The sequence below is a fragment of the Rhodococcus sp. WS3 genome (assembly GCF_003797085.1).
In the GTDB taxonomy this organism is placed as follows: domain Bacteria; phylum Actinomycetota; class Actinomycetes; order Mycobacteriales; family Mycobacteriaceae; genus Rhodococcus_F; species Rhodococcus_F globerula.
In genome coordinates this window covers 803,529-823,324 of record NZ_RKMA01000002.1, presented here as the reverse complement: position 1 = coordinate 823,324, position 19,796 = coordinate 803,529, and the positions used below count along the sequence as shown (strand labels likewise).

Annotated in this window: 19 protein-coding genes; 10 read left to right on the top strand and 9 right to left on the bottom strand. The window is 63.0% G+C overall.

Annotated features, from left to right (window positions below; genetic code table 11):
• The first annotated feature begins 79 nt into the window (after positions 1-79).
• Both EEB13_RS17890 and EEB13_RS17885 read left to right on the top strand, forming a co-directional pair.
• The gene (locus tag EEB13_RS17890; RefSeq protein WP_045067415.1) at positions 80-1,351 is read left to right on the top strand and encodes an acetoin utilization protein AcuC; all 1,272 of its coding nucleotides are present in this window, start codon (positions 80-82) and stop codon (positions 1,349-1,351) included.
• Positions 1,344-4,064, top strand: coding sequence for a bifunctional GNAT family N-acetyltransferase/acetate--CoA ligase family protein (locus tag EEB13_RS17885; protein WP_033234791.1), 2,721 nt, complete (start codon positions 1,344-1,346; stop codon positions 4,062-4,064). Before EEB13_RS17890 ends, EEB13_RS17885 begins: the two co-directional genes overlap by 8 nt.
• Positions 4,065-4,166: 102 nt before the next feature.
• Here the strand turns inward: EEB13_RS17885 and EEB13_RS17880 are convergent, their stop codons facing one another.
• The 3 genes from EEB13_RS17880 to EEB13_RS17870 form a co-directional block, all read right to left on the bottom strand.
• On the bottom strand, positions 4,167-5,138 hold the full coding sequence (locus EEB13_RS17880; RefSeq protein WP_033234790.1) for a sigma-70 family RNA polymerase sigma factor: 972 nt from the start codon (positions 5,136-5,138) through the stop codon (positions 4,167-4,169).
• A gap of 163 nt (positions 5,139-5,301) precedes the next feature.
• Positions 5,302-6,786, bottom strand: coding sequence for a methyltransferase (locus EEB13_RS17875; protein WP_141485958.1), 1,485 nt, complete (start codon positions 6,784-6,786; stop codon positions 5,302-5,304).
• A 42-nt stretch (positions 6,787-6,828) separates the two neighbouring features.
• On the bottom strand, positions 6,829-7,188 hold the full coding sequence (locus tag EEB13_RS17870; RefSeq protein ID WP_033234788.1) for a DUF3099 domain-containing protein: 360 nt from the start codon (positions 7,186-7,188) through the stop codon (positions 6,829-6,831).
• Positions 7,189-7,273: 85 nt separating this feature from the next.
• Between EEB13_RS17870 and EEB13_RS17865 the strand changes: the two genes are divergently transcribed.
• Positions 7,274-7,510: a DUF3039 domain-containing protein gene (locus EEB13_RS17865; protein WP_033234787.1), complete on the top strand. Its 237-nt coding sequence runs from the start codon at positions 7,274-7,276 to the stop codon at positions 7,508-7,510.
• Here EEB13_RS17865 and EEB13_RS17860 read toward each other — a convergent pair.
• Positions 7,483-8,766 carry a YihY/virulence factor BrkB family protein gene (locus tag EEB13_RS17860; RefSeq protein ID WP_141485957.1) on the bottom strand — a complete coding sequence of 428 codons (1,284 nt, stop codon included), beginning with the start codon at positions 8,764-8,766 and terminating at the stop codon, positions 7,483-7,485. The two genes, EEB13_RS17865 and EEB13_RS17860, sit on opposite strands and share 28 nt — an antisense overlap.
• 255 nt (positions 8,767-9,021) lie before the next feature.
• Here EEB13_RS17860 and EEB13_RS17855 point away from each other — a divergent pair, with 255 nt between their 5' ends.
• Positions 9,022-10,803, top strand: coding sequence for a DEAD/DEAH box helicase (locus EEB13_RS17855; RefSeq protein ID WP_033234785.1), 1,782 nt, complete (start codon positions 9,022-9,024; stop codon positions 10,801-10,803).
• 99 nt (positions 10,804-10,902) lie between these two features.
• On the opposite strand, the gene EEB13_RS17850 is transcribed toward EEB13_RS17855, so the two are convergent.
• On the bottom strand, positions 10,903-11,094 hold the full coding sequence (locus EEB13_RS17850) for a hypothetical protein (RefSeq protein ID WP_033234784.1): 192 nt from the start codon (positions 11,092-11,094) through the stop codon (positions 10,903-10,905).
• 234 nt (positions 11,095-11,328) lie between these two features.
• On the opposite strand from EEB13_RS17850, the gene EEB13_RS17845 reads away from it, so the two are divergent.
• The 4 genes from EEB13_RS17845 (at position 11,329) to EEB13_RS17830 (ending at position 14,283) form a co-directional block, all read left to right on the top strand.
• Positions 11,329-11,706 carry a DUF952 domain-containing protein gene (locus EEB13_RS17845; protein ID WP_141485956.1) on the top strand — a complete coding sequence of 126 codons (378 nt, stop codon included), beginning with the start codon at positions 11,329-11,331 and terminating at the stop codon, positions 11,704-11,706.
• Positions 11,707-11,792: 86 nt separating this feature from the next.
• Positions 11,793-12,275, top strand: a complete 483-nt coding sequence (locus EEB13_RS17840) for a cation:proton antiporter regulatory subunit (RefSeq protein WP_033234782.1) — start codon at positions 11,793-11,795, stop codon at positions 12,273-12,275.
• Positions 12,276-12,282: 7 nt separating this feature from the next.
• Positions 12,283-13,455 (top strand): cation:proton antiporter, encoded by a 1,173-nt coding sequence (locus EEB13_RS17835; protein ID WP_033234781.1) that lies wholly within the window; start codon positions 12,283-12,285, stop codon positions 13,453-13,455.
• 21 nt (positions 13,456-13,476) lie between these two features.
• Positions 13,477-14,283 carry a tyrosine-protein phosphatase gene (locus EEB13_RS17830; protein ID WP_141485955.1) on the top strand — a complete coding sequence of 269 codons (807 nt, stop codon included), beginning with the start codon at positions 13,477-13,479 and terminating at the stop codon, positions 14,281-14,283.
• A gap of 70 nt (positions 14,284-14,353) precedes the next feature.
• Here the strand turns inward: EEB13_RS17830 and EEB13_RS17825 are convergent, their stop codons facing one another.
• Positions 14,354-15,799 carry an RNA polymerase sigma factor gene (locus EEB13_RS17825; RefSeq protein WP_202025569.1) on the bottom strand — a complete coding sequence of 482 codons (1,446 nt, stop codon included), beginning with the start codon at positions 15,797-15,799 and terminating at the stop codon, positions 14,354-14,356.
• A gap of 112 nt (positions 15,800-15,911) precedes the next feature.
• Positions 15,912-16,655 carry a polyphosphate--glucose phosphotransferase gene (gene ppgK, locus EEB13_RS17820; RefSeq protein WP_141485954.1) on the bottom strand — a complete coding sequence of 248 codons (744 nt, stop codon included), beginning with the start codon at positions 16,653-16,655 and terminating at the stop codon, positions 15,912-15,914.
• 95 nt (positions 16,656-16,750) lie between these two features.
• Here ppgK and EEB13_RS17815 point away from each other — a divergent pair, with 95 nt between their 5' ends.
• Entirely contained in the window at positions 16,751-17,680 is a 930-nt protein-coding gene (locus tag EEB13_RS17815) for an inositol monophosphatase family protein (RefSeq protein ID WP_045067426.1), read from the top strand.
• Here the strand turns inward: EEB13_RS17815 and cei are convergent.
• Positions 17,670-18,350 carry an envelope integrity protein Cei gene (gene cei, locus EEB13_RS17810; protein WP_033234778.1) on the bottom strand — a complete coding sequence of 227 codons (681 nt, stop codon included), beginning with the start codon at positions 18,348-18,350 and terminating at the stop codon, positions 17,670-17,672. The two genes, EEB13_RS17815 and cei, sit on opposite strands and share 11 nt — an antisense overlap.
• A 535-nt stretch (positions 18,351-18,885) precedes the next feature.
• On the opposite strand from cei, the gene EEB13_RS17805 reads away from it, so the two are divergent.
• Positions 18,886-19,188, top strand: a complete 303-nt coding sequence (locus tag EEB13_RS17805) for a DUF4193 domain-containing protein (RefSeq protein WP_003942593.1) — start codon at positions 18,886-18,888, stop codon at positions 19,186-19,188.
• A 98-nt stretch (positions 19,189-19,286) separates the two neighbouring features.
• Here EEB13_RS17805 and EEB13_RS17800 read toward each other — a convergent pair whose 3' ends face one another.
• A complete protein-coding gene (locus EEB13_RS17800) occupies positions 19,287-19,787 on the bottom strand; it encodes a DUF3093 domain-containing protein (RefSeq protein WP_141485953.1) in 501 nt (166 codons plus the stop codon).
• Positions 19,788-19,796 lie beyond the last annotated feature (9 nt).

Here is a 19,796-nt window from a genome sequence, read left to right as displayed (position 1 = left end):
CACTTTCGAGATCAGTGTGGTGCACGGCACCACACAGTGTGGTGCACGGCACCAGTCGAACACGAAGTAGCGTGTTCCCATGACCGCCTCGATCAGATCTGACGAGGACCCCACGATGCCTCGAGCGAATCGAGTTGTGGTGTGGAGTCCGGAGTACCTGAGTTATCGGTGGAGTAACGATCACCCGATGAATCCGACCCGCCTCGACCTGACGATGGAACTCTCGCGTGGCCTGGGACTGCTCGAGGGAATCGAGTTCCTCGAGCCGACACCTGCCAGTGACGTCGACCTCCTCCGCATACACACGCCCGCCTACCTCGCCGCCGTCAAATCAGCGGGCCACTCAGCATCCAACGGTGTTACCGGTGCGGATGTTCCCCACGGTCTCGGGACCGAGGACAACCCGGTCTTTCCGCAGATGCACGAGGCGAGCGCAATTCTTGCCGGTGGTTCCCTGGCCGCTGCCAAGGAAATCGCGTCGGGCCGCACACGTCGGGCGGTCAGTATCGGGGGCGGCATGCACCACGCGATGGCGGACTGGGCCTCGGGATTCTGTGTCTACAACGACGCGGCTGTCGCAATCTCCTGGCTGCTCGACAACGGGTACGACCGCATCGCGTACATCGACGTCGACGCACATCACGGTGACGGCGTGCAGCACGCTTTTCTCGGCGACCCACGAGTTTTGACGGTGTCTCTGCATCAGCATCCGGCAACGCTGTGGCCCAATACCGGTTGGTCCAGCGAAGTCGGGGACGGCGCGGCGGAGGGTACGGCTGTCAACATCCCGGTGTTGCCGGGAACCGTAGACGCATTGTGGCTGCGGGCATTTCACGCGGTGGTGCCCGGTGCGATCGCCGCGTTCCGGCCCCAGATCATCATCAGCCAGTGTGGTGTCGACTCGCATCGGGAAGACCCGCTCGCTGATTTGGCGTTGACCGTCGACGGTCAACGAGCAGCGTTCATCGCGATGCGTGATCTTGCCGACCGCTACTCCGAAGGACGATGGCTGGCGGTCGGTGGTGGTGGGTACGGGCTGGTGCGGATCGTTCCGCGGGCGTGGACGCATCTCATCGCGGCAGCGCTTGATCGTGACATCGATGTGAACACGCCACTTCCGGACGGTTGGAAGGAAAAGACCGGGGCGATGGCACCGGGCGTCGAACTTCCCGAGGTCATGGGGGACGGCGGCGACATCAACTTCTCGAAGTGGGACGGGCCGGGCGGTACGCCCGAAACCGGAGTGGCGTCGGTAGACAGAGCGCTCACCCGCATCGATTCCGCCATCATCGCGACGCGCCGCGCTGCGTTTCCCCTTCTCGGACTCGACCCGGAGGATCCCCGTGACTGAACAGTCCGACCCCAAGTCCGACCCTAAAAAATCCGACACCGAAGCCAAGACAGACGCTGCGGTCGACGCGGCACACAACTATCCGCACGAGTGGGTTGTCGACGTGCTCGCCTCGGACGGCGGCGCGGTTGCCCTGCGGCCGATCGTCCCCGAGGACGCGGACAAGCTTGTCGAATTCCACGGCAAGCTCTCCGAGCGCACGCGGTATCTGCGGTACTTCGGCCCTTACCCCACAATGTCAAAGCGCGACGTCACGAACTTCACGACGGTCGATCACCACAATCGGGTCGCGTTTGTCATGATGCTGGGCGACGAGATCATCGCCGTCGGCCGGTACGAGCGTCTCCTCGACGTCGGTGACGGCAAGTCGGCGGAAGTGGCATTTGTTGTCGCCGACGCTCATCAGGGTCGCGGCCTTGGCCCCATCCTGCTCGAGTACCTGGCAGCGGCAGCCGCGGAAAACGGGCTGACGATGTTCGTGGCGGAGGTCCTGTCCGAGAACCGCAACATGGTCACCGTCTTCCGCGAGGCCGGATATCAGGTCAGCCGAACGTTCGACGGGGGAGTGCTGCGCCTGGAGTTCGCGATCGACCCCACAGAAGCCCTTGTCTCCGTGCGTAATTCCCGTGAGCGGGCGGCTGAGGCCAGGAGTATGGGCAACGTGCTCAGTCCGCGGTCCGTTGCCGTGATCGGAGCGTCGGCCGACCCGGCGAAGGTCGGCAACGCCGTACTGACCAACCTTCTGCGTGGCGGGTTCACCGGCCCGGTCTATCCGGTCAATGCCGAACATCGTTCCGTACACGGAGTTCGGGCATACAAGACTGTTCGCGAGATTCCCGACGACGTCGATCTTGCGGTGGTTGCCGTCCCCGCCGAATCCATCAGTTCGGTTCTCGACGACTGCCTCGACAAGGGTGTCAAGGCGCTGGTTGTCGTGTCGTCGGGTTTCAGCGACAGCGGCCCGGACGGTCGCGCATCGGAGCGCAAACTTGTCCATGCGGCCCGCGCGCACGGGATGCGTCTCATCGGACCCAATGCGCTGGGGGTGGCAAACAACGATCCAGCGATTTCCCTGAACGCGACGCTGGCGCCGGTTCTTCCGGCGGCAGGCAACGTCGGGTTCTTCTGCCAGTCTGGTGCTTTGGGAATCGCGATCCTCGACGAGGCCGCGCGCAGTCGAATCGGGTTGTCGGCCTTCGTCTCTGCCGGTAACCGTGCCGATGTGTCCGGCAACGACCTTCTGCAGTACTGGGATTCGGATCAGTCCACCGAAGTGGTTCTCCTGTACTTGGAGAGCTTCGGTAACCCGCGAAAGTTCTCCCGGATCGCAAGGCGCGTGGCGCGTAAGAAGCCGATCGTGGCAGTCAAGAGCGGACGCCACGCAGTGCCACCCGTGCTGGCGGCCACCGGAGTCGAGATCGACGATTCCATTGTCCGCGCGCTGTTCGAGCAGGCCGGTGTCATCCAGGTCGGGTCGATCTCCCAATTGTTCGACTGCGCACTGCTGTTCGGTTATCAACCGTTGCCGGCCGGCCCGCGTCTGGCAGTCATCGGTAACTCCACTGCTCTTGGTGTACTGGCCGCAGACGCAGCCCGTAGCGAAGGGCTCCAAGTCAGCGATCCGATCGACCTGGGCGCGCAGGCCAGTCCCGAGTTGTTTGCGTCAGCGGTGCGTGATGCCTTGGCGTCCTTCGACGTCGACGCCGTCATCGCGGTCTTCGTTCCACCGGTCGCCATCCCGGTCGAACCCTTCGCGAAAGCGCTCAAGGATGCGGTAGCGGGATCGGACAAGCCCATTCTCACGACGTTCCTGGCCGCGGAGGGAGTGCCGGAGGTGCTGACTGTCCGCGATGACGCCGGCAATCCGACTCGGGGATCGGTGCCGTCGTATCCGGGACCGGAGCGTGCGGCACTGGCGTTGGCGCGGGCCTGGCGATATGCCGAATGGCGAAGCAAGCCCGCGTCCAAGGTGGTGCGGCCAGCCGGCATCGACTCCGAGCGGGCTCGCCAGATGGTTGCCGCCTGGCTCGAAAACTCGCCCGGTCGTTGGCTTTCCGACTTCGAGGCATCGGAACTTCTGGCGTGCTACGGCGTCGACGTCGTCGAATTCCGCTCGGTCCTGAGCGAAGACGAAGCCGTAGAGGCAGCAGACGCACTCGGGTACCCCGTGGTTGTGAAGGCAACCGGCGAACTATGGCGCCATCGCCCGGATCTTGGTGGTGTGCGCCTCGACCTTGTCGGGCCGGATTCGGTTCGACTCGCGTACAGCGACCTTGCTGCCGCGTCGGGGGAGCCGCTCCTGCATGTGCAGAAGATGGCGCCAAAGGGCATCGGGTGTGTTGTGGCCGTGCAGGACGACCCGTCGTTCGGTTCACTGATCTCGTTCGGCCTGGCCGGCGTGATCTCGGATCTCCTCGGTGACCGGGCTTACCGAGTCCTGCCGCTGACCGAGGACGCCGCCACCGAATTGATCGACGCTCCCAAAGCCGCGCCGCTGCTCTCCGGCTACCGCAACGCCGTCCCCGTCAACAAGGGTGCGCTGGTGGATCTAGTGCAGCGGATCTCGACGTTGGCCGACGATATCCCCGAAGTTCGGGAGCTTGCCTGCGAGCCGGTACTGGCGTCCGCTGTCGGCGCCGAGATCACGGACGCCCGGGTGCGCATCGGACCGGAACCGAGCGCCGTGGACCTGGGGCCCCGCCGACTGCGCTGAACCTCGCGTTCGACACCCAGCGTTCAATACGAAAAAGCCGGCCACCGTACGTTCCCGATGGGAGAACATACGGTGGCCGGTGAGTGTCACACGGCGCCGCGATCAGCTGGCGTAGGAGCGCAACTTCTCGGCACGATCGCCGACACGGAGCTTGCCCATAACCTCGCGCTCGATCTGGCGCACCCGCTCGCGGGAGAGCCCGAAGAGCTTGCCGATCTGGTCGAGGGTGCGCGGCTGGCCGTCGTCGAGGCCGTAGCGCAGGCGGATAACCTGCTGCTCACGCTCGTCGAGGGTGCCGAGCACGCTGCGGACGTCGCTGTGCAGCAAACCGGCGATGACGGCGTTCTCGGCCGACGTTGCCTCGGCATCTTCGATGAAGTCACCCAAAGGTGCTTCTTCGTCACTGCCGACGGGCATGTCCAGGCTTACCGGGTCGCGGCTGTGGTCGAGAAGATCGGCGATCTTGTGTGCCGGGATTCCCGACTCCTCCGCCAATTCGTCGTCGGTCGCTTCGCGTCCGAGCTGCTGATGGAGTTCGCGTTTGATGCGTGCCAGCTTGTTGACCTGCTCGACGAGGTGGACTGGCAGGCGGATGGTGCGGCTCTGATCAGCCATTCCGCGGGTGATGGCCTGGCGAATCCACCAGGTGGCGTACGTCGAGAACTTGAAGCCCTTTGCGTAGTCGAACTTCTCCATCGCGCGGATCAAGCCGAGGTTTCCCTCCTGAATCAGATCCAAGAGGGGCATGCCGCGTCCGGTGTACCGCTTGGCCAGCGATACGACGAGTCGCAGGTTCGCTTCCAGGAGGTGGCTGCGTGCCGACTCTCCCTCACGAACGATTGTTGCGAGATCCCTCTTCTTGGCAGCTGTCAGGCGCTTTCCCGTAGCCAGAACGTGGCTGGCGTACAGCCCCGCTTCGATCCGCTTCGCCAGTTCGACTTCGTCTGCTGCTGTCAGCAGTGCGGTGCGACCGATTCCGTTCAGATAGACACGGACCAGGTCTGCTGACGGGCTCTGGGCGTCCAGATCCGCAGCGCTCGGACGAATGCGAGTAGTGGTGCTGGGGCTTGTCATGACTTGCCTCCCTATCGGCGGTCTCTCACAAGGTTCAACGCGTGAGAGTTCCGAGATAGTTCCCGCAGCGATTTCGTCGAAATTGCTCTGACCTGCTGTGTTCCCCGGGCCGTCCTGAGAAGTTGCTGAGAACCCGAAAATCTGCAACCCAATCGGAACTCGACTAGGTGACCGGCAACACCAATCCGTGACGTACGAGTGACACGAGCAGAGTGACGACGCCGGCACTGAGAACTTCGGGGTCTTCACCGTTTGCGGCGGCAAGAAGCTCGACCAATTCCTCGACCACAAGTCCGTCGGCCCGCAGGCCCGCCAGTAGTGCGGCACCGAGGTCGTCGATCTCATGCTGCCAGTGTGGTCCGTTGCCACGGTGAATCCGAGTGACAACCTGCTGCCACCCTTCTTCGCCGGGAAGATAGACGCGTTCGAGGGCGGTGTTCGGATCGACGACAAACCGCTCCTGAAGCACGTCGTGTTCACGCAGCCAGGCAACCCGGTCGAAGTACGCCAGCGCCTCGGGCCCGAGCGGGTCGGAGAAACCGTGCAGGAGATCTTCGGCCATCAAGTCCGTCGGCGAGTCCGTTCGGCGCAAGAAGACGAAACCGAATCCCACACCTTCCACGTGCGATTCCTCGAGATGATCGAGCCACGCATTGGCGCGTTCCTCGGTGGCGGGGTCCCGCGGGTCCTGGCCGCCGTCCTTGAGCCACGTCCCGACGTACAGCGCGGGATCCGCGACGTCACGCTGCACCACCCAGGCGTCGACACCGTGTGCCGGCAGCCACGACGCGATCCGCGATCGCCAGTCTTCGCCCTCGACATGGACCCACGACGCCAGCAGCGCTGCGGTGCCACCGGGATTCAGATAGTCGACGGACCGCGAGATCATCAGTTCGCTGGCCCCGTCGAGATCGAGACCGGAATCTCGATATGTGTGGTGAACGCGGGCCTCGCCGACGACAAAGGGGGGATTGGCGACAACCTGGTCGAAGGTTCGTCCCTCGATCGGTTCGAACCACGAACCCTGATGCAATTCGACGTCGAGGCCGTTGAGCGCCATAGTTGCTGCGGTGAGATCGATCGCGCGCTGATTGATGTCCGTCGCGGTGACGGAATCAGCGTAGGTCTTGGCGTGCAGGGCTTGGATCCCGCAGCCGGTGCCCACATCGAGAACCGTTCCGACGCGAGACGTCGGTGTTGCCTGCAGCAAGGACAGTGAGGCGTGTCCAACACCGAGGACATGGTCGGCGGTCGTGGACTGCTTCGGACGAATCCCACCGTCCAGGTCCGAAATCACCCAATGATCGCCGGCACCGACGTCGATGGGCCGCAGATCCACGGCGGCACGCACAGCGGAGTCGGCTGAATTTTCGAGCAGACCGGCTTCGATCGCATCGTCGACGGTCAGCGGCGCCAACGCGGCGGCGACGTCCTCGCGAGCACAGTCGTCGGCGAGAAGGAACAACCGGATGAGAACACCGATTTCTCCGTGCTCACGGCTCGCGCGTCGCACCGGAACCGGTTCACTGCGACCGAGCGCTGCGTGAACTTCCGGACCGAGCAGCTCGAGCAGGGTGTCGGTGTCGAACCGATTGCGCAGCAGAGCCGTGCGCAGCGCAGGGGTGATGGACAGGAGAGTTGTGCTCACCCGGACATTCTCGCAGGCGACGAATTTCTACCAGGTGATGCGTCAGCTCTCGATGATGTGATGCGGACTCGACTCGATCTCGCCGGCGCCCCGGCGTCGGCCGTCGTAGCGACTCGGCTCGTCCTTCGTGCGCGGTGGTCGATCATTTGCGATGAGGACCGCGATCCACGGAAGTGGGATGGACGCACCGATAATCAGCATCGAGACCCAGCCGTTCTCCCAAATGCCATACGCGATGGCAGCCAGAATCAACGCGGGGAAACGGAAAGCCATGATCGTCATGTACTTCCGCACGCGCGCTTTGTGCTGCTCGTCGATGGACAGCTGTGCTTCGGTGATCAATACGGGATTGTCGGGTGTTCCGGCTTCGTCGGGGTGACCGAACGCGCCATTTCTTGCCATAGCTCCACTGTTCCACTCTCGGCCGACAATTGCACACGCGGCCCGACGCTCGCACCGCTGCCGCGTAGACGGCATTATTGGAGGTATGAGCACCCAAACCAAGGAACGTCCCGACGTCTCGACCGACGAAACGACCGATGACGACACCCCGAAGGTCTTTCACTACGTCAAGAAGAACAAGATCGCCGAAAGCGCCGTGATGGGCACCCATGTGGTTGCACTGTGCGGCGAGGTCTTTCCGGTCACCAAGTCTGCGAAGCCGGGATCGCCCGTGTGTCCCGACTGCAAGAAGATCTACGAAGGACTTCGCAAAGGCGAATGACCGGGCAATCGGGAACGGCGTCGTTGCGCCGGATCCGATCCGCAGTCCGAGCTCGGCGACTCGACAGTGTCAGTGCAGTCGGTCGCCGGGTTCGTTTCTGCTCCGATGCCGTCGCAATCCTTGACGTCTGAGCTGGCACGGCCGTCCGAGCTGGCACAGCCGTCCGAGTTGGCGCGCCGACTTCGCGGCCGACCGTAGGTCGGCACTGCCGCCGGATCGGACTTGTCACCGGACACCCGAATCGGACTTGTTGCCAGGTGCCACGTCAGAGTGGTCACCGGCCCGGCGCTGTTGTCGTCGTCCTGCTGTGCGGCCAGCCACTCGCGGACCTGTTCCAGGCGCGTCGCTCGCGCCGGCCAGAATTCTTGCACCGTCGCGTTGAACTCGGCGCCGAGCACCACTGCAAAGCCGAGGAAGAATGTGAACAGCAGGAAGGCGATCGGCGTCGCCAAGGCTCCGTAGGTGTAGCCGGTGCCCGTGACAAATCCCAGGTACCAGCGCAATCCGGTGCTCGCGGCCATGAAGAACACACCGGCCACCAGTGCGCCCGCGAGAAGTCGATGCCACGGCAGGGACTTCGGTAGCGCGACTTTGTACAGCGTTGTCAGGCCGATGATGACCAGCAGGCCTACGGCCGGGTAGTAGAACGTGTCGACCAGGTTGGAGCCCACGTCGTACCACGACGGCGGCAACACACGTCCGATCATGGTCGGGCCGAGCGCGACCATCGGCAGGATGAACACGGCCATCCCGAGGAACATCACGTAGAGCAGTAGCGCAAAAATTCGCTGCCAGATCGCGTTACGGGCATCCTTCTGCCCGTGCGCTTCGACAATCGAATCCACGAACGTCGAGATCGCCGACGAACCGGCCCACAGCGACAGCAGGAAGCCGACCGAGATGATTTCCGGCCGGCCGCGCTGGAGAACGTCGGTGACCGTCGGCCTGATGATCTGATCGACGACGTTTTCGCTGAATATCGTCCCGCTGAACGTGACGATCTTCGACTCGATGATCTCGACCGTGTTCGGTCCGAACCAGCCGCCGATGTAACCGATCATGCCGAGCAATCCCAGCAGTAGCGGCGCCAGTGAGAGTGTCTGCCAGAATGCAGCCGTTGCGGCTTTGCCGAAGATCGAGTCGTCCCAAGCCTTGCTCAGAGTGCGGCCGATCAGCTGGCCCGTGCGGCGCAGCGGATGCCATCTGCGGTGATGCAGATCACTTTCGTGCGTTTTCGGGCCCGCCTTTTCACTCATAATCACTCCAGCATTCCTGATGACACACCTCGTTGCCCAACCGTGGCGTCGCCGTGTCGCATATTTTTCCGCGGTGAGGTTGTGTCTCCGATCTCGCGAAACCTCGCCGCGGGGAGGGGATCGACAGTGAATCCGGCCATGCCCGGGCGCTTCGGGTGCGGCTTTCGTCGGTAGCGACAGTTAGGCTCGTCGCCGGACATTCATGAAAAATCTAGGAGCGCGAGGCAACAGTGCGATTCCAGCGGAGGCGCGCTTATGACGTCTGAGACAACGACGACAGAAGTGACAGGGGCAGCCGAAGTGAACAACTCGACCGAGAGTGCCGGAGCGCAACCGACGGCCTCGACAGGGTCGCTTCGCGCGTGGCAGCGGCGGGCACTCACCAAGTACTTGGCGAGCAGTCCTCGGGACTTTCTCGCGGTGGCAACACCGGGTGCAGGTAAGACGACATTTGCGCTGCGAGTGGCGTCGGAACTGCTTCGCGACCGGACTGTCGACCAGATCACCGTCGTTGCGCCCACCGAGCATCTGAAGCATCAGTGGGCGGAGTCGGCGCAACGTTCGGGCTTGTCGTTGGACTCGCGGTTCTCCAACTCCACCGGCCAGACGTCCAGCGACTATCACGGCGTCGTTCTGACGTATGCCCAGGTGGCGGCGCATCCTACTAAGCACCGAGTCCGGACCGAAGGTCGCAAGACCCTCGTGATTCTCGACGAGATCCACCACGGCGGTGACGCAAAAAGTTGGGGTGAGGCAATTCAGGAGGCGTTCGGCGACGCCACCCGGCGCTTGGCACTGACCGGAACTCCGTTCCGAAGTGACGACAGCGCAATACCTTTCATTCAGTACGAGCCCGACAAAGAGGGATTGCTCCGATCCAAAGCCGATCATTCCTACGGCTACTCCGACGCGCTCAAGGACGGCGTTGTCCGTCCGGTTGTCTTTCTCGCGTATTCCGGTGAGGCCCGCTGGCGCAACAATGCCGGCGAAGAGTTCACCGCCCGACTGGGTGAGCCGCTCAGTGCCGAGCAGACCGCCCGAGCCTGGCGCACCGCACTCGACCCTGCCGGCGATTGGATTCCCGCCGTCCTGCAAGCAGCAGACACCCGTTTGGGGCAGCTGCGTTCCACCGGTATGCCCGACGCCGGTGGGCTGGTCATCGCCACAGACCAGACTGTTGCTCGCGAATACGCCAAGGCGTTGACCGCGATCACGGGGGAGGAGCCCACCGTGGTCCTCTCCGACGATCCCACCGCGTCCAAGCGCATTGCGGAATTCGGTGCGAGCGACCAGAAATGGATGGTCGCCGTGCGCATGGTGTCGGAGGGCGTCGACGTTCCGCGTCTGGCCGTCGGCGTGTATGCGACCAGTGCATCGACACCGCTGTACTTCGCGCAGGCCATCGGCCGATTCGTGCGCTCACGGCGTAAAGGCGAGACCGCAAGCGTCTTCCTTCCGTCGGTACCGGTCCTGTTGGACCTCGCCGCTCAGTTGGAGGCCCAGCGCGATCACGTCCTTGGTAAGCCGCACCGCGAAAAGGACGGCCTCGACGACGATCTTCTCGCCGACGCCAACAAGCAGAAGGACGAACTCGGCGAGGAAGAGAAGGCGTTCACGTCCCTCGGCGCCGACGCCGAGCTCGACCAGGTGATCTACGACGGTGCCTCGTTCGGAACCGCCACGTTCTCCGGCAGCGACGAGGAAGCCGATTATCTCGGTCTGCCCGGTCTGCTCGACCCCGATCAGATGCGTGCACTCCTACGGCAACGCCAGGCAGAACAGGTGAACAACAACTCCGCCAAAGCGTCGGCTCCGGCGCCGACTGCCGCAGTGGTCGCCGAGCGCGCTGCTACCGCCGATCAACTGGGTGCCTTGCGACGCGAGCTCAATGGTCTGGTCGCGATGAATGTGCACCGCACCGGACGGCCTCACGGAATCATTCACGCCGAACTGCGTCGCGTGTGCGGTGGCCCGCCGACGGCAATCGCGACGGTCGATCAGCTCACCGAGCGCATTGCGATTCTGCGTAGCTGGTAGCAATCCTGAAGACGGCAAAACGGGCGATCACAGTGATTGTGATCGCCCGTTTCGGCGTTCATGGTGCGCCTCGCGAAGAGGCCACCCCCGGCTGACAGGTTAGTTTGCGGGTTCACTCTCGGAGACGACGGCATTCATCTCGCGAAGTCGATCCGCGTGTTCGGTTGCGTGGTGTCCGCAGAAGAGAAGCTCGCCGCCGGTGGGAAGCACGGCGCGTACGCGTGCTCCGGCACCGCACCGGTCGCACCGGTCGGCAGCGGTCAACTGTGGGCTGGTCAGTGTTCCGGGCATGACTCCTCCGTACTGGCTTGACGGCTTTCGTGCCGCGTGCCTGGGGCCTGGTCCGCCGCGTCGGAATGGCGCGGTAGATCCACTCTTACAGACGTTTGGCGTTCATGGGTTGTTCCCAGAAGAGTTTCTTAGTGTTGTGTCTCACTGGAAATGCGCTGGGCAGGCATTCTGTGTGCAGAATTGTTCGCTGAGAGCTGATTCAAATCCGCGTGTACAGAGCGATATTCTGGGGCGATGAACCAGGAAACCGGAACGGGCGCCGACGCATCGGCCGAGTTGCTCCATATGTGCACACGCGACGAATGGGAGCGTGCGCAAGAGGTCGGGCAGCGCGTTCCCGACGGATTTGCCGCCGAGGGTTTTGTGCATATGTCGACGCCCACCCAGGTTCATCTACCGGCTAACCGGATCTTCGCGGGCCGAGACGACATAGTGTTGCTCTCCCTGGATCCGGCTCTGCTGGGAGCTGAAGTCAAGTGGGAACCGGGGGTGCCGTCGGATCCTGATTCGATGCGTTTCCCGCATCTGTTCGGGCCGATTCCCGTCGCGGCTGTCACTGCCGTTACTGCGTACATTCGCGACGAGAACGGTGCATTTCCGTCCCTGCGGTGACGCGATGGAATACGCAGCGCAGCACCGGTCGACGATAATTTCGCCCTCCTGCGAAACTTGTCACAGATCGGCGCTACCGTTGATATATGAATGTAGAAGTCACCCCTCTGCCGGGCATCGGGACTCGTAAGGATTTTGTCCTGGCCTCCGGTCGCCGCGTGGGTGTCGTCACTCATCGTGACGGACATACGGACCTCATCGTGTCCAAGGAAAACGATCCTGATGCGTGCGCCGCGTCGTTGCCGCTCACCACGGAAGAGGCCGCTGCGCTGAGCAACCTGCTTGGGGCGCCGCAACTCGTGGCCCAGCTCGAAGACGAACACAGTGACATACCCGGGATCAGAACCAAACAGCTGTACATCAAGGACGGTTCCCGATACGACGGACAGACACTCGGCGACACCGGGATGCGGACACGCACCGGCGTCTCGATCGTCGCCGTGATGCGTGCCGGGCAGGTGAATCCGTCGCCGAACCCCGACTACACGTTCACCGGAGGTGATCTGCTGGTGGCAGTCGGTACACCCGACGGCTTGGCTGCCGCTGCAAAAATCCTGACCAACGGCTGACTGGCAGGTGGATACAACCACACTTGCACTCATCGAACTGGGCGCGGTCTTCTTCGCGCTCGGACTTCTGGGAAGGCTCGCAGCACGATTCGGGATGTCGCCGATCCCGTTCTACCTGATCGGTGGCCTGTGCTTCGGTCAGGGTGGATTCATCCAACTCGGCGACATCGGCGAATTTGCGCACCTCGCAAGCGAAATCGGCATCGTTCTCCTCCTGCTCCTGCTGGGACTCGAGTACACCGCAGCCGAATTGATGACCGGGCTCAAGCGGTCGAGGGTTGCCGGCATCGTCGACATCGTTCTCAACGCCACACCGGGCGCGGTAGTCGGTCTGATGCTCGGGTGGGGTGTTGTCGGCGCGACGGTCATGGCCGGTGTCACCTACATCTCGTCGTCGGGAATCATCGCGAAAGTTCTCAGCGACCTCGGACGTCTGGGCAACCGCGAAACACCCGTCGTTCTCTCGATCCTCGTGTTCGAGGATCTTGCGATGGCGGTGTACCTGCCGATTCTGACGGCGATGCTGGCGGGTGTCAGCTTCATGGGTGGACTCGAAGCTGTGGGAATTTCGCTGCTGGTCATCACCGTCGTTTTGGTGGTGGCCTTGCGATACGGACGGTATGTCTCGGCTCTGCTGGACAGTCCCGACAGTGAGACATTGCTCCTGAAGTTGCTTGGTGCTGCACTGCTGGTGGCCGGCGTCAGTTCCGCGATGCAGGTCTCCGCGGCGGTGGGGGCCTTCCTGCTCGGCATCGCGATTTCGGGTTCGACGGCACACAACGCCAGTCGGGTGCTCGAGCCCCTTCGTGATCTTTTTGCGGCGATGTTCTTCGTGGTGTTCGGACTCAGCACCGATCCAAGCACCATTCCGCCCGTGCTCGGGTGGGCTGCGATCTTGGCAGTCGTCACCGCGATCACCAAACTGATCACCGGGGCCTGGGCGGCAAAACGTCAGGGCGTGGCCCGCATGGGCCAGGCCAGGGCGGGCGCGGCACTGATCGCCCGCGGCGAGTTCTCGATCATCATCGCCGGTCTGGCAGTGTCCGCGGGTGCCGTAGAACCGGAACTCGCAGCGCTCGCAACGGCATACGTGCTTCTGATGGCCGTGATCGGTCCGGTTGCGGCGCGAGTTGTCGAACCGGTCACCTCGTTGTACATCAGAGTTCGCACAAAGTCCTGATTGCGACAATATTCTGGTTGGATGCCCAACGGATTCGCTCGTCCCGCCGCGACAGTGGCGTGTGCCTTCCTGATCGCGTGTGCTCCGGTTCCCGCGTTTGCGGGCGGGATTCCCACCACAGACCAAGGCGTGGCGGCAGCGCAGGTTGTGGTCGATCGATCGCTGCACCTCGAGGGTGCGTCGAATGCGAGGGACGTCGGCGGCTATCGAACGTCGGATGGACGTACGGTTCGGATGGGACAGGTCTTCCGGACCAATGCACTCGACAAACTGACGCCCTCGGATCTTGCGGTGCTGCACCAGCGCGGCGTGGCGTCGGTCGACGACTTCCGGACGGTCGTCGAACGCGCCATGTCCCCGGACCGCATCCCGGAGGGTGCCCGGAGCAATTGGTTCGACGTGATCGGGACCAACCCGGCGAACTTCCCGGCTCTGGCGGATATGCCGTCGATGTACACGGTCATGGTGAGTGATCCGGGAGCGAGCCGAGCATTCCACGACGCACTGGCGAGTATCGCTGACACGGACGGCGCTGTCCTGTACCACTGTTCGGCAGGCAAGGACCGAACCGGCTGGATGACTGCCGTTCTGCTGACACTGCTCGGTGTGTCCCGTGAAGACGTGAACGCCGACTACATGCTGAGCAACCAGTACCTGGCCGGTCCCCGCACCGGCATAGCCTTCGTGGACGGTGTCGAGCAGTCGTGGCTGGATACGTCGTTCGCGACAGTCGAGCGCATCTACGGCAGTTTCGACAACTACGTCCGGGACGGCCTTCAGTTGAGCCAGGACGATATCGCACGGCTCGAGGACAAACTCTTGGCCTGACGCTGTACGAAAGAAAAAGAGCCGCTCCCCGAAGAACAGGGGAGCGGCTCTTTTTGTGGAGCTGGTGTGACTAGTCGAGGTAGTCGCGCAGTACCTGCGAACGCGACGGGTGGCGCAGCTTCGACATCGTCTTCGATTCGATCTGGCGAATACGCTCACGCGTGACGCCGTAGACCTGTCCGATTTCGTCTAAAGTCCTCGGCTGGCCGTCGGTGAGGCCGAAGCGCAGGCGAACCACGCCGGCTTCGCGCTCGGACAGCGTCTCGAGGACCGACTGCAGCTGATCCTGCAGCAAGGTGAACGAGACGGCGTCAACCGCGACAACAGCTTCGGAGTCTTCGATGAAGTCACCGAGCTGGCTGTCGCCCTCGTCGCCGATGGTCTGGTCGAGAGAGATGGGCTCACGCGCGTACTGCTGGATTTCCAGCACCTTCTCCGGCGTGATGTCCATTTCCTTGGCGAGCTCTTCCGGCGTGGGCTCACGGCCCAGGTCCTGGAGCAGCTCTCGCTGGATACGGCCGAGCTTGTTGATGACCTCCACCATGTGCACCGGGATACGGATGGTGCGTGCCTGGTCGGCCATGGCGCGGGTGATGGCCTGACGGATCCACCACGTTGCGTAGGTCGAGAACTTGTAGCCCTTGGTGTAGTCGAACTTCTCGACTGCACGGATCAGGCCCAGGTTGCCTTCCTGGATGAGGTCCAGGAACGCCATGCCGCGGCCCGTGTATCGCTTCGCGAGCGAGACGACGAGTCGGAGGTTGGCTTCGAGGAGGTGGTTCTTGGCGCGATTGCCGTCGCGGCAGATCCAGCTCATGTCGCGGCGCTGAGCTGCAGGCAGCTTTTCGCCCTTGTCAGCAAGATCCTGCATGATCTGCACGGCGTACAGACCGGCTTCGATGCGCTTGGCGAGTTCGACTTCCTCTTCGGCGTTGAGGAGTGCGACCTTGCCGATCTGCTTGAGGTAGGCGCGAACGGAGTCGGCGGACGCCGTGAGTTCGGCATCCTTACGAGCCTGACGAAGTGCCTCGGACTCTTCCTCGTCCCAGACGAAGTCGCCGGACGCTTTGTCCTTGTCGGTCGGTTCCTCGGTGGCGGGCTCTTCGTCCTCGCCGACTGCGACGACCTCGACCTCTTCGAGGTCTCCGTCCGTGATGTCGATGTCTTCCAACTCGACGTCGCCGTCTTCTACATCAGGATCCCCGGCCTTCTTGGGGCCTGCCTTCTTTGCTGCGGCCTTCTTCGCCGGAGCTTTCTTGGCGGGGGCCTTCTTAGCTGCTGCCTTCTTGGCGGGGGCCTTCTTCGCCGGTGCCTTCTTGGCGGCCGGAGCTGTGACGGTGGCCGCCTCCACGGCTGAAGATTGTGGCTCTGACTCTGATGGAGAATCAGCAGTCTGACGTGTATCGGTGGCTGCCACGTACGCCCTTTCGTGACGGTGTCGTGCGGCGTCACGCCAGAGTGGTGATCCGGCGGAGAGGTCAATGGTTGTGGCCGGCGCGCAGCCGGACTCCACCATTGTAACGACTCTCAGGAAACTCTTACGTCACGACGGGCGTTAACGGCTTTTTTCGGACCGGATTAACCCCTTGTTTCACCTTTTCACTTGGCCCATCGCCAGCGGAATCACCCTAAATTTTTGATGCGGCGAGGGCGGCGCCTGCGATTCCGGCGGTGTTCAGGAGTGCGGCCGGAACGACTGGCGTGCGGTTGGTCAGCAGCGGAATCCACTTCTCGTGTTTGCGACTGATCCCGCCGCCGGCGATGAACAAATCGGGCCACGTCAGATCCTCGATCGTGGTGAGCACCTTCGAGACCTCGACGGCCCAGTGCTTGTAGCTCAGCTCTTTTTTCTCCTTCACCGACGACGCAGCTCGATGTTCGGCTTCCTTGCCGTCGACTTGGAGGTGGCCGAACTCGGTGTTGGGCAACAGAACTCCGTTGTGCAGAATCGCCGACCCGATGCCGGTTCCGAAGGTCAGCAAGATGACAACCCCGGACGCGTCCTTGCCGGCGCCGTAGGTGTCTTCGGCGATACCTGCGGCATCGGCGTCGTTCAGAACGGTGACGGCCCGGCCGTCGAGAGCCTTGCCGAACAGTGCAACAGCGTCGGTTCCGATCCAGGACTTGTCGATGTTGGCGGCGCTGCGAGCGACGCCACCGGTGACGACCGACGGCAGGGTGATGCCGACCGGTCCGGCCCAGCCGGCTTGCTCGACGATCTGCGTCACAGTCGTGGCGATTGCCTCGGGAGTCGAGGGTTGCGGGGTCAGGATCTTGATGCGCTCACCGATCATCTCGCCGGTGCTCAGATCGATGAGAGCGCCCTTGACTCCACTGCCGCCTACATCGATTCCGAAACCTGTCGTTGTCATCGTCCTGCGCTCCTGAGGGCTCGAATTCGAATGTCGCGATCTGACCGAATCAAACACTAACCCGATTGGGTACGCGTGGTGCGGCGCAACGAGGGATGTGTTGCGATGGTGGTGTGCGCCCACAAGAGATTTCCCTGTCCGAGTTGTCCACGGATTCGCTCGATCCTGCCGAACTGAGAGTGGTGGCGGTGGCCGTCGCGGAACGCGCTGCTGCGCACGTTCGCGCCCGTCGTCCGGAAGTGTTCGGCGTCGTCGGTTCGGGTGAGAGCGAGAACGGTTCCGACGCCGGAACCGTTGCGGCCAAGAGCACACCGACCGACCCGGTGACGATCGTCGACACCGAGACGGAACAGGTGATCCGGGATCTGCTTGCGACGCTGCGGCCGCACGATTCGATTCTCGGTGAGGAAGGTGGCGGAGACGCAGGCGACGTCGTAGGGGTCCGCTGGGTTGTCGATCCCATCGACGGAACTGTGAACTTCCTCTACGGAGTTCCGGCGTTCGCGGTGTCGGTAGCGGTGCAGATCGACGGAGTTTCCGTGGCCGGCGCGGTAGTCGATGTGTCTGCGGGGGCGACGTATTCGGCGCACCGCGGTGGCGGCGCCACGATGACCACCGAGGACGGTGCGGTCAGTGAGCTCGCCGCCAACCCGGTGACCGAGCTGTCAATGGCTTTGGTGGCTACAGGTTTCGGATACGGCGCTCAGCGACGCAAGGCACAAGGGCGGTTCATCGCGGAGATTTTGCCCCAGGTGCGCGACATCAGGCGGATCGGTTCTGCGGCGCTGGATTTGTGCATGGTGGCGACCGGTCGCGTCGATACCCATTTCGAGCACGGACTGAGCCCATGGGATTGGGCTGCCGGTTCGTTGATCGCCGAGGAAGCCGGTGCCGTGATCTGCATTCCGGGCCCGAATTCGACGTCTGCGGCGGGCGACATCGTCTACGCGTGCGCCCCGGGGATCGCCGACGAGTTCGCGGCGATGCTCACCGCATGCGGTGCGGACCGCCCGATCAGCACCTAGCGGTTCGCGCCGCCTTCAAGAGATCGATGTCCATTGCCGCGGCTTCGGCATTCGCGGGTTGCTCGGCGAGGGCGCGGAGCACCTCGCCGGCATCGGTGTTGGGGGAGACCTTGCTGAAGTACGTGCCCAGCGCAAAATCGACCGTGTCGTCGGTCCGGCCGTCCCTGATCAGTTCTGCACACGGAGCGACCAGCCACACGGCACTGGCCGCAGCGATTCCGTTCTCCCCGAAGCGGATCTGGCCCTGGCATTGCATGTTCTGATCAACGTAGACCGGGTCGTTGCCCACTTGTACGTCTGGAGCGCTGGCAAAGCCGTAGTCCTTCAGCTGGGCGGCTACCTGCGAGGCCTGACCGCTTTCACCGTTGGCGTTGAAGACTCGAACCTTGGTCGCAGCCAGCGGCGCCGGTTCCACGTCGAGCAGCGTGGTTCGGTCCACAACCGAACCGAGGGGCATCGGTTGTGGGGCGGCCGGATCGGACGATGCCTGCGGGCGATTGCAGGCGACCGTATCGCTGATTTTTGCGTCAGCCGTGAGGATCTTGATCCACAGCGCGCTGCCGAGGACGGCGAGTACCGCGAACACCGCGACGACCGGCCACACGCGTCGGCGCCGGAACGGACGACCTCGGTCGTCGGTCGCGCTGCCTTCGGTGATCAGAGAAACCACGGTATCCCTCGACTTTCTGGACGAGTTGGAGCTTCGTCGTCAAGCCGAGCAGAGCGGGCGTGACGTTCGGTGCCTACCTTAGAGGGCGCGCGGTTCAATCCCGTTCAGGTGTGTGGTGACTGGCCGTCAACCGAATTTCGCCGAGTTGATACGTCGGTGCTGCTGCGGTGATACCGCGGTGATTTCAGGGGAGTTTTCGGGGTCGAAGATCACAAAATGCTGTGTAGTTGGTGACGATTCGCAGACTTTTTTCGGAAATGACCGAATGGGTTACTACTTTCGCGCTTACTTCGGCTACTGTCTGGCGGCCCAGGTCGTTCGACTGGGCGTCGGCTCCATGCCGTAATGACAACCAAATGAGGCACAGATCACGTTCTCGGGAGAAGTTTCCGGGCACTTTTCCACCCGCTGCCACGTTGTGCAGCGACAGGGAATGATCTCCATGCCACGGCGGTTTCCATGCGCATGACGGGATCTACCGGATTCCAGGCGTTCATGGGACCGGGATACACGAGAAGGATGAGGGGTAAGCGACATGGCAACTGACTACGACGCACCGAGGCGTACAGAGTCCGACGAGGTTTCGGAGGATTCGCTCGAAGAGCTGAAGGCGCGGCGCAACGAGGCGCAGTCGGCTGTCGTCGATATCGACGAGACCGACACTGCAGAATCCTTCGAGCTGCCCGGTGCAGACCTTTCCGGCGAAGAGCTGTCGGTTCGGGTCGTTCCGAAGCAGGCCGACGAGTTCACGTGTTCGAGTTGCTTCCTGGTGCATCACCGCAGCCGTCTGGCGAGCGATGCAAACGGACAGCTCGTGTGCATGGACTGCGCAGCCTGATAGTTCTTCGCAGCTTTACATTGCGTCCCGACGGTCGACCCGATGTCTTCGGGTCGACCGAGGGATCAAGGCGGTCGTGAGACCGCCTACTACTTTGCTCAGTCTTCGCTGAGAGCTTTGACCAGTGCTTCGGGTCGACGTGAGCTCACGAGCCAGTACGGCGTCGGATCTTCCGGATCATCGAGGACGATCAAGACCATGGTCTTGACCCACGGTCGGTGCTGGACAAAAGCAGACGGGTCGAGCTGGCGACCCATCGCGGCACTCTTTGCCGAAGCAGGTACCGCAGCGGCGCGTGAGATCAGATTCACTGGAATGTGCGCTCGGCCAACATGCAATTCCTTGACCCCGCCGGTTTCGACAACCTCGACGCGGGTGCGGCTGAGCCAGAACGACAGCCAGATCGGGATGGGTAGCAGCACCACGTACGCGAGCAGCGACACCAGGCCCGGGCGCCCCATGTGGACTTCCGCTGCCAGGAGCGCGGCCACGGCGATTCCGGCGATCCACCACCCGATGGGCAGCCAGAGGCGCTCGGAATAGAGCGTCGTGGACGCAGGGGCTGTGGTAGCGACGTCAGGTCGAGATGATTCGGGCACGAGTCAAGG

Excerpts from the sequence above, each read along its gene's own strand:
- EEB13_RS17890 (WP_045067415.1), top strand. The coding sequence starts at position 80 with ATGACCGCCTCGATCAGATCTGACGAGGACCCCACGATGCCTCGAGCG.
- EEB13_RS17880 (WP_033234790.1), bottom strand. The coding sequence starts at position 5,138 with ATGACAAGCCCCAGCACCACTACTCGCATTCGTCCGAGCGCTGCGGAT.
- EEB13_RS17870 (WP_033234788.1), bottom strand. The coding sequence starts at position 7,188 with ATGGCAAGAAATGGCGCGTTCGGTCACCCCGACGAAGCCGGAACACCC.
- EEB13_RS17865 (WP_033234787.1), top strand. The coding sequence starts at position 7,274 with ATGAGCACCCAAACCAAGGAACGTCCCGACGTCTCGACCGACGAAACG.
- EEB13_RS17860 (WP_141485957.1), bottom strand. The coding sequence starts at position 8,766 with ATGAGTGAAAAGGCGGGCCCGAAAACGCACGAAAGTGATCTGCATCAC.
- EEB13_RS17855 (WP_033234785.1), top strand. The coding sequence starts at position 9,022 with ATGACGTCTGAGACAACGACGACAGAAGTGACAGGGGCAGCCGAAGTG.
- EEB13_RS17850 (WP_033234784.1), bottom strand. The coding sequence starts at position 11,094 with ATGCCCGGAACACTGACCAGCCCACAGTTGACCGCTGCCGACCGGTGC.
- EEB13_RS17845 (WP_141485956.1), top strand. The coding sequence starts at position 11,329 with ATGAACCAGGAAACCGGAACGGGCGCCGACGCATCGGCCGAGTTGCTC.
- EEB13_RS17840 (WP_033234782.1), top strand. The coding sequence starts at position 11,793 with ATGAATGTAGAAGTCACCCCTCTGCCGGGCATCGGGACTCGTAAGGAT.
- EEB13_RS17830 (WP_141485955.1), top strand. The coding sequence starts at position 13,477 with ATGCCCAACGGATTCGCTCGTCCCGCCGCGACAGTGGCGTGTGCCTTC.
- EEB13_RS17825 (WP_202025569.1), bottom strand. The coding sequence starts at position 15,799 with ATGGTGGAGTCCGGCTGCGCGCCGGCCACAACCATTGACCTCTCCGCC.
- ppgK (WP_141485954.1), bottom strand. The coding sequence starts at position 16,655 with ATGACAACGACAGGTTTCGGAATCGATGTAGGCGGCAGTGGAGTCAAG.
- EEB13_RS17815 (WP_045067426.1), top strand. The coding sequence starts at position 16,751 with ATGTGTTGCGATGGTGGTGTGCGCCCACAAGAGATTTCCCTGTCCGAG.
- EEB13_RS17805 (WP_003942593.1), top strand. The coding sequence starts at position 18,886 with ATGGCAACTGACTACGACGCACCGAGGCGTACAGAGTCCGACGAGGTT.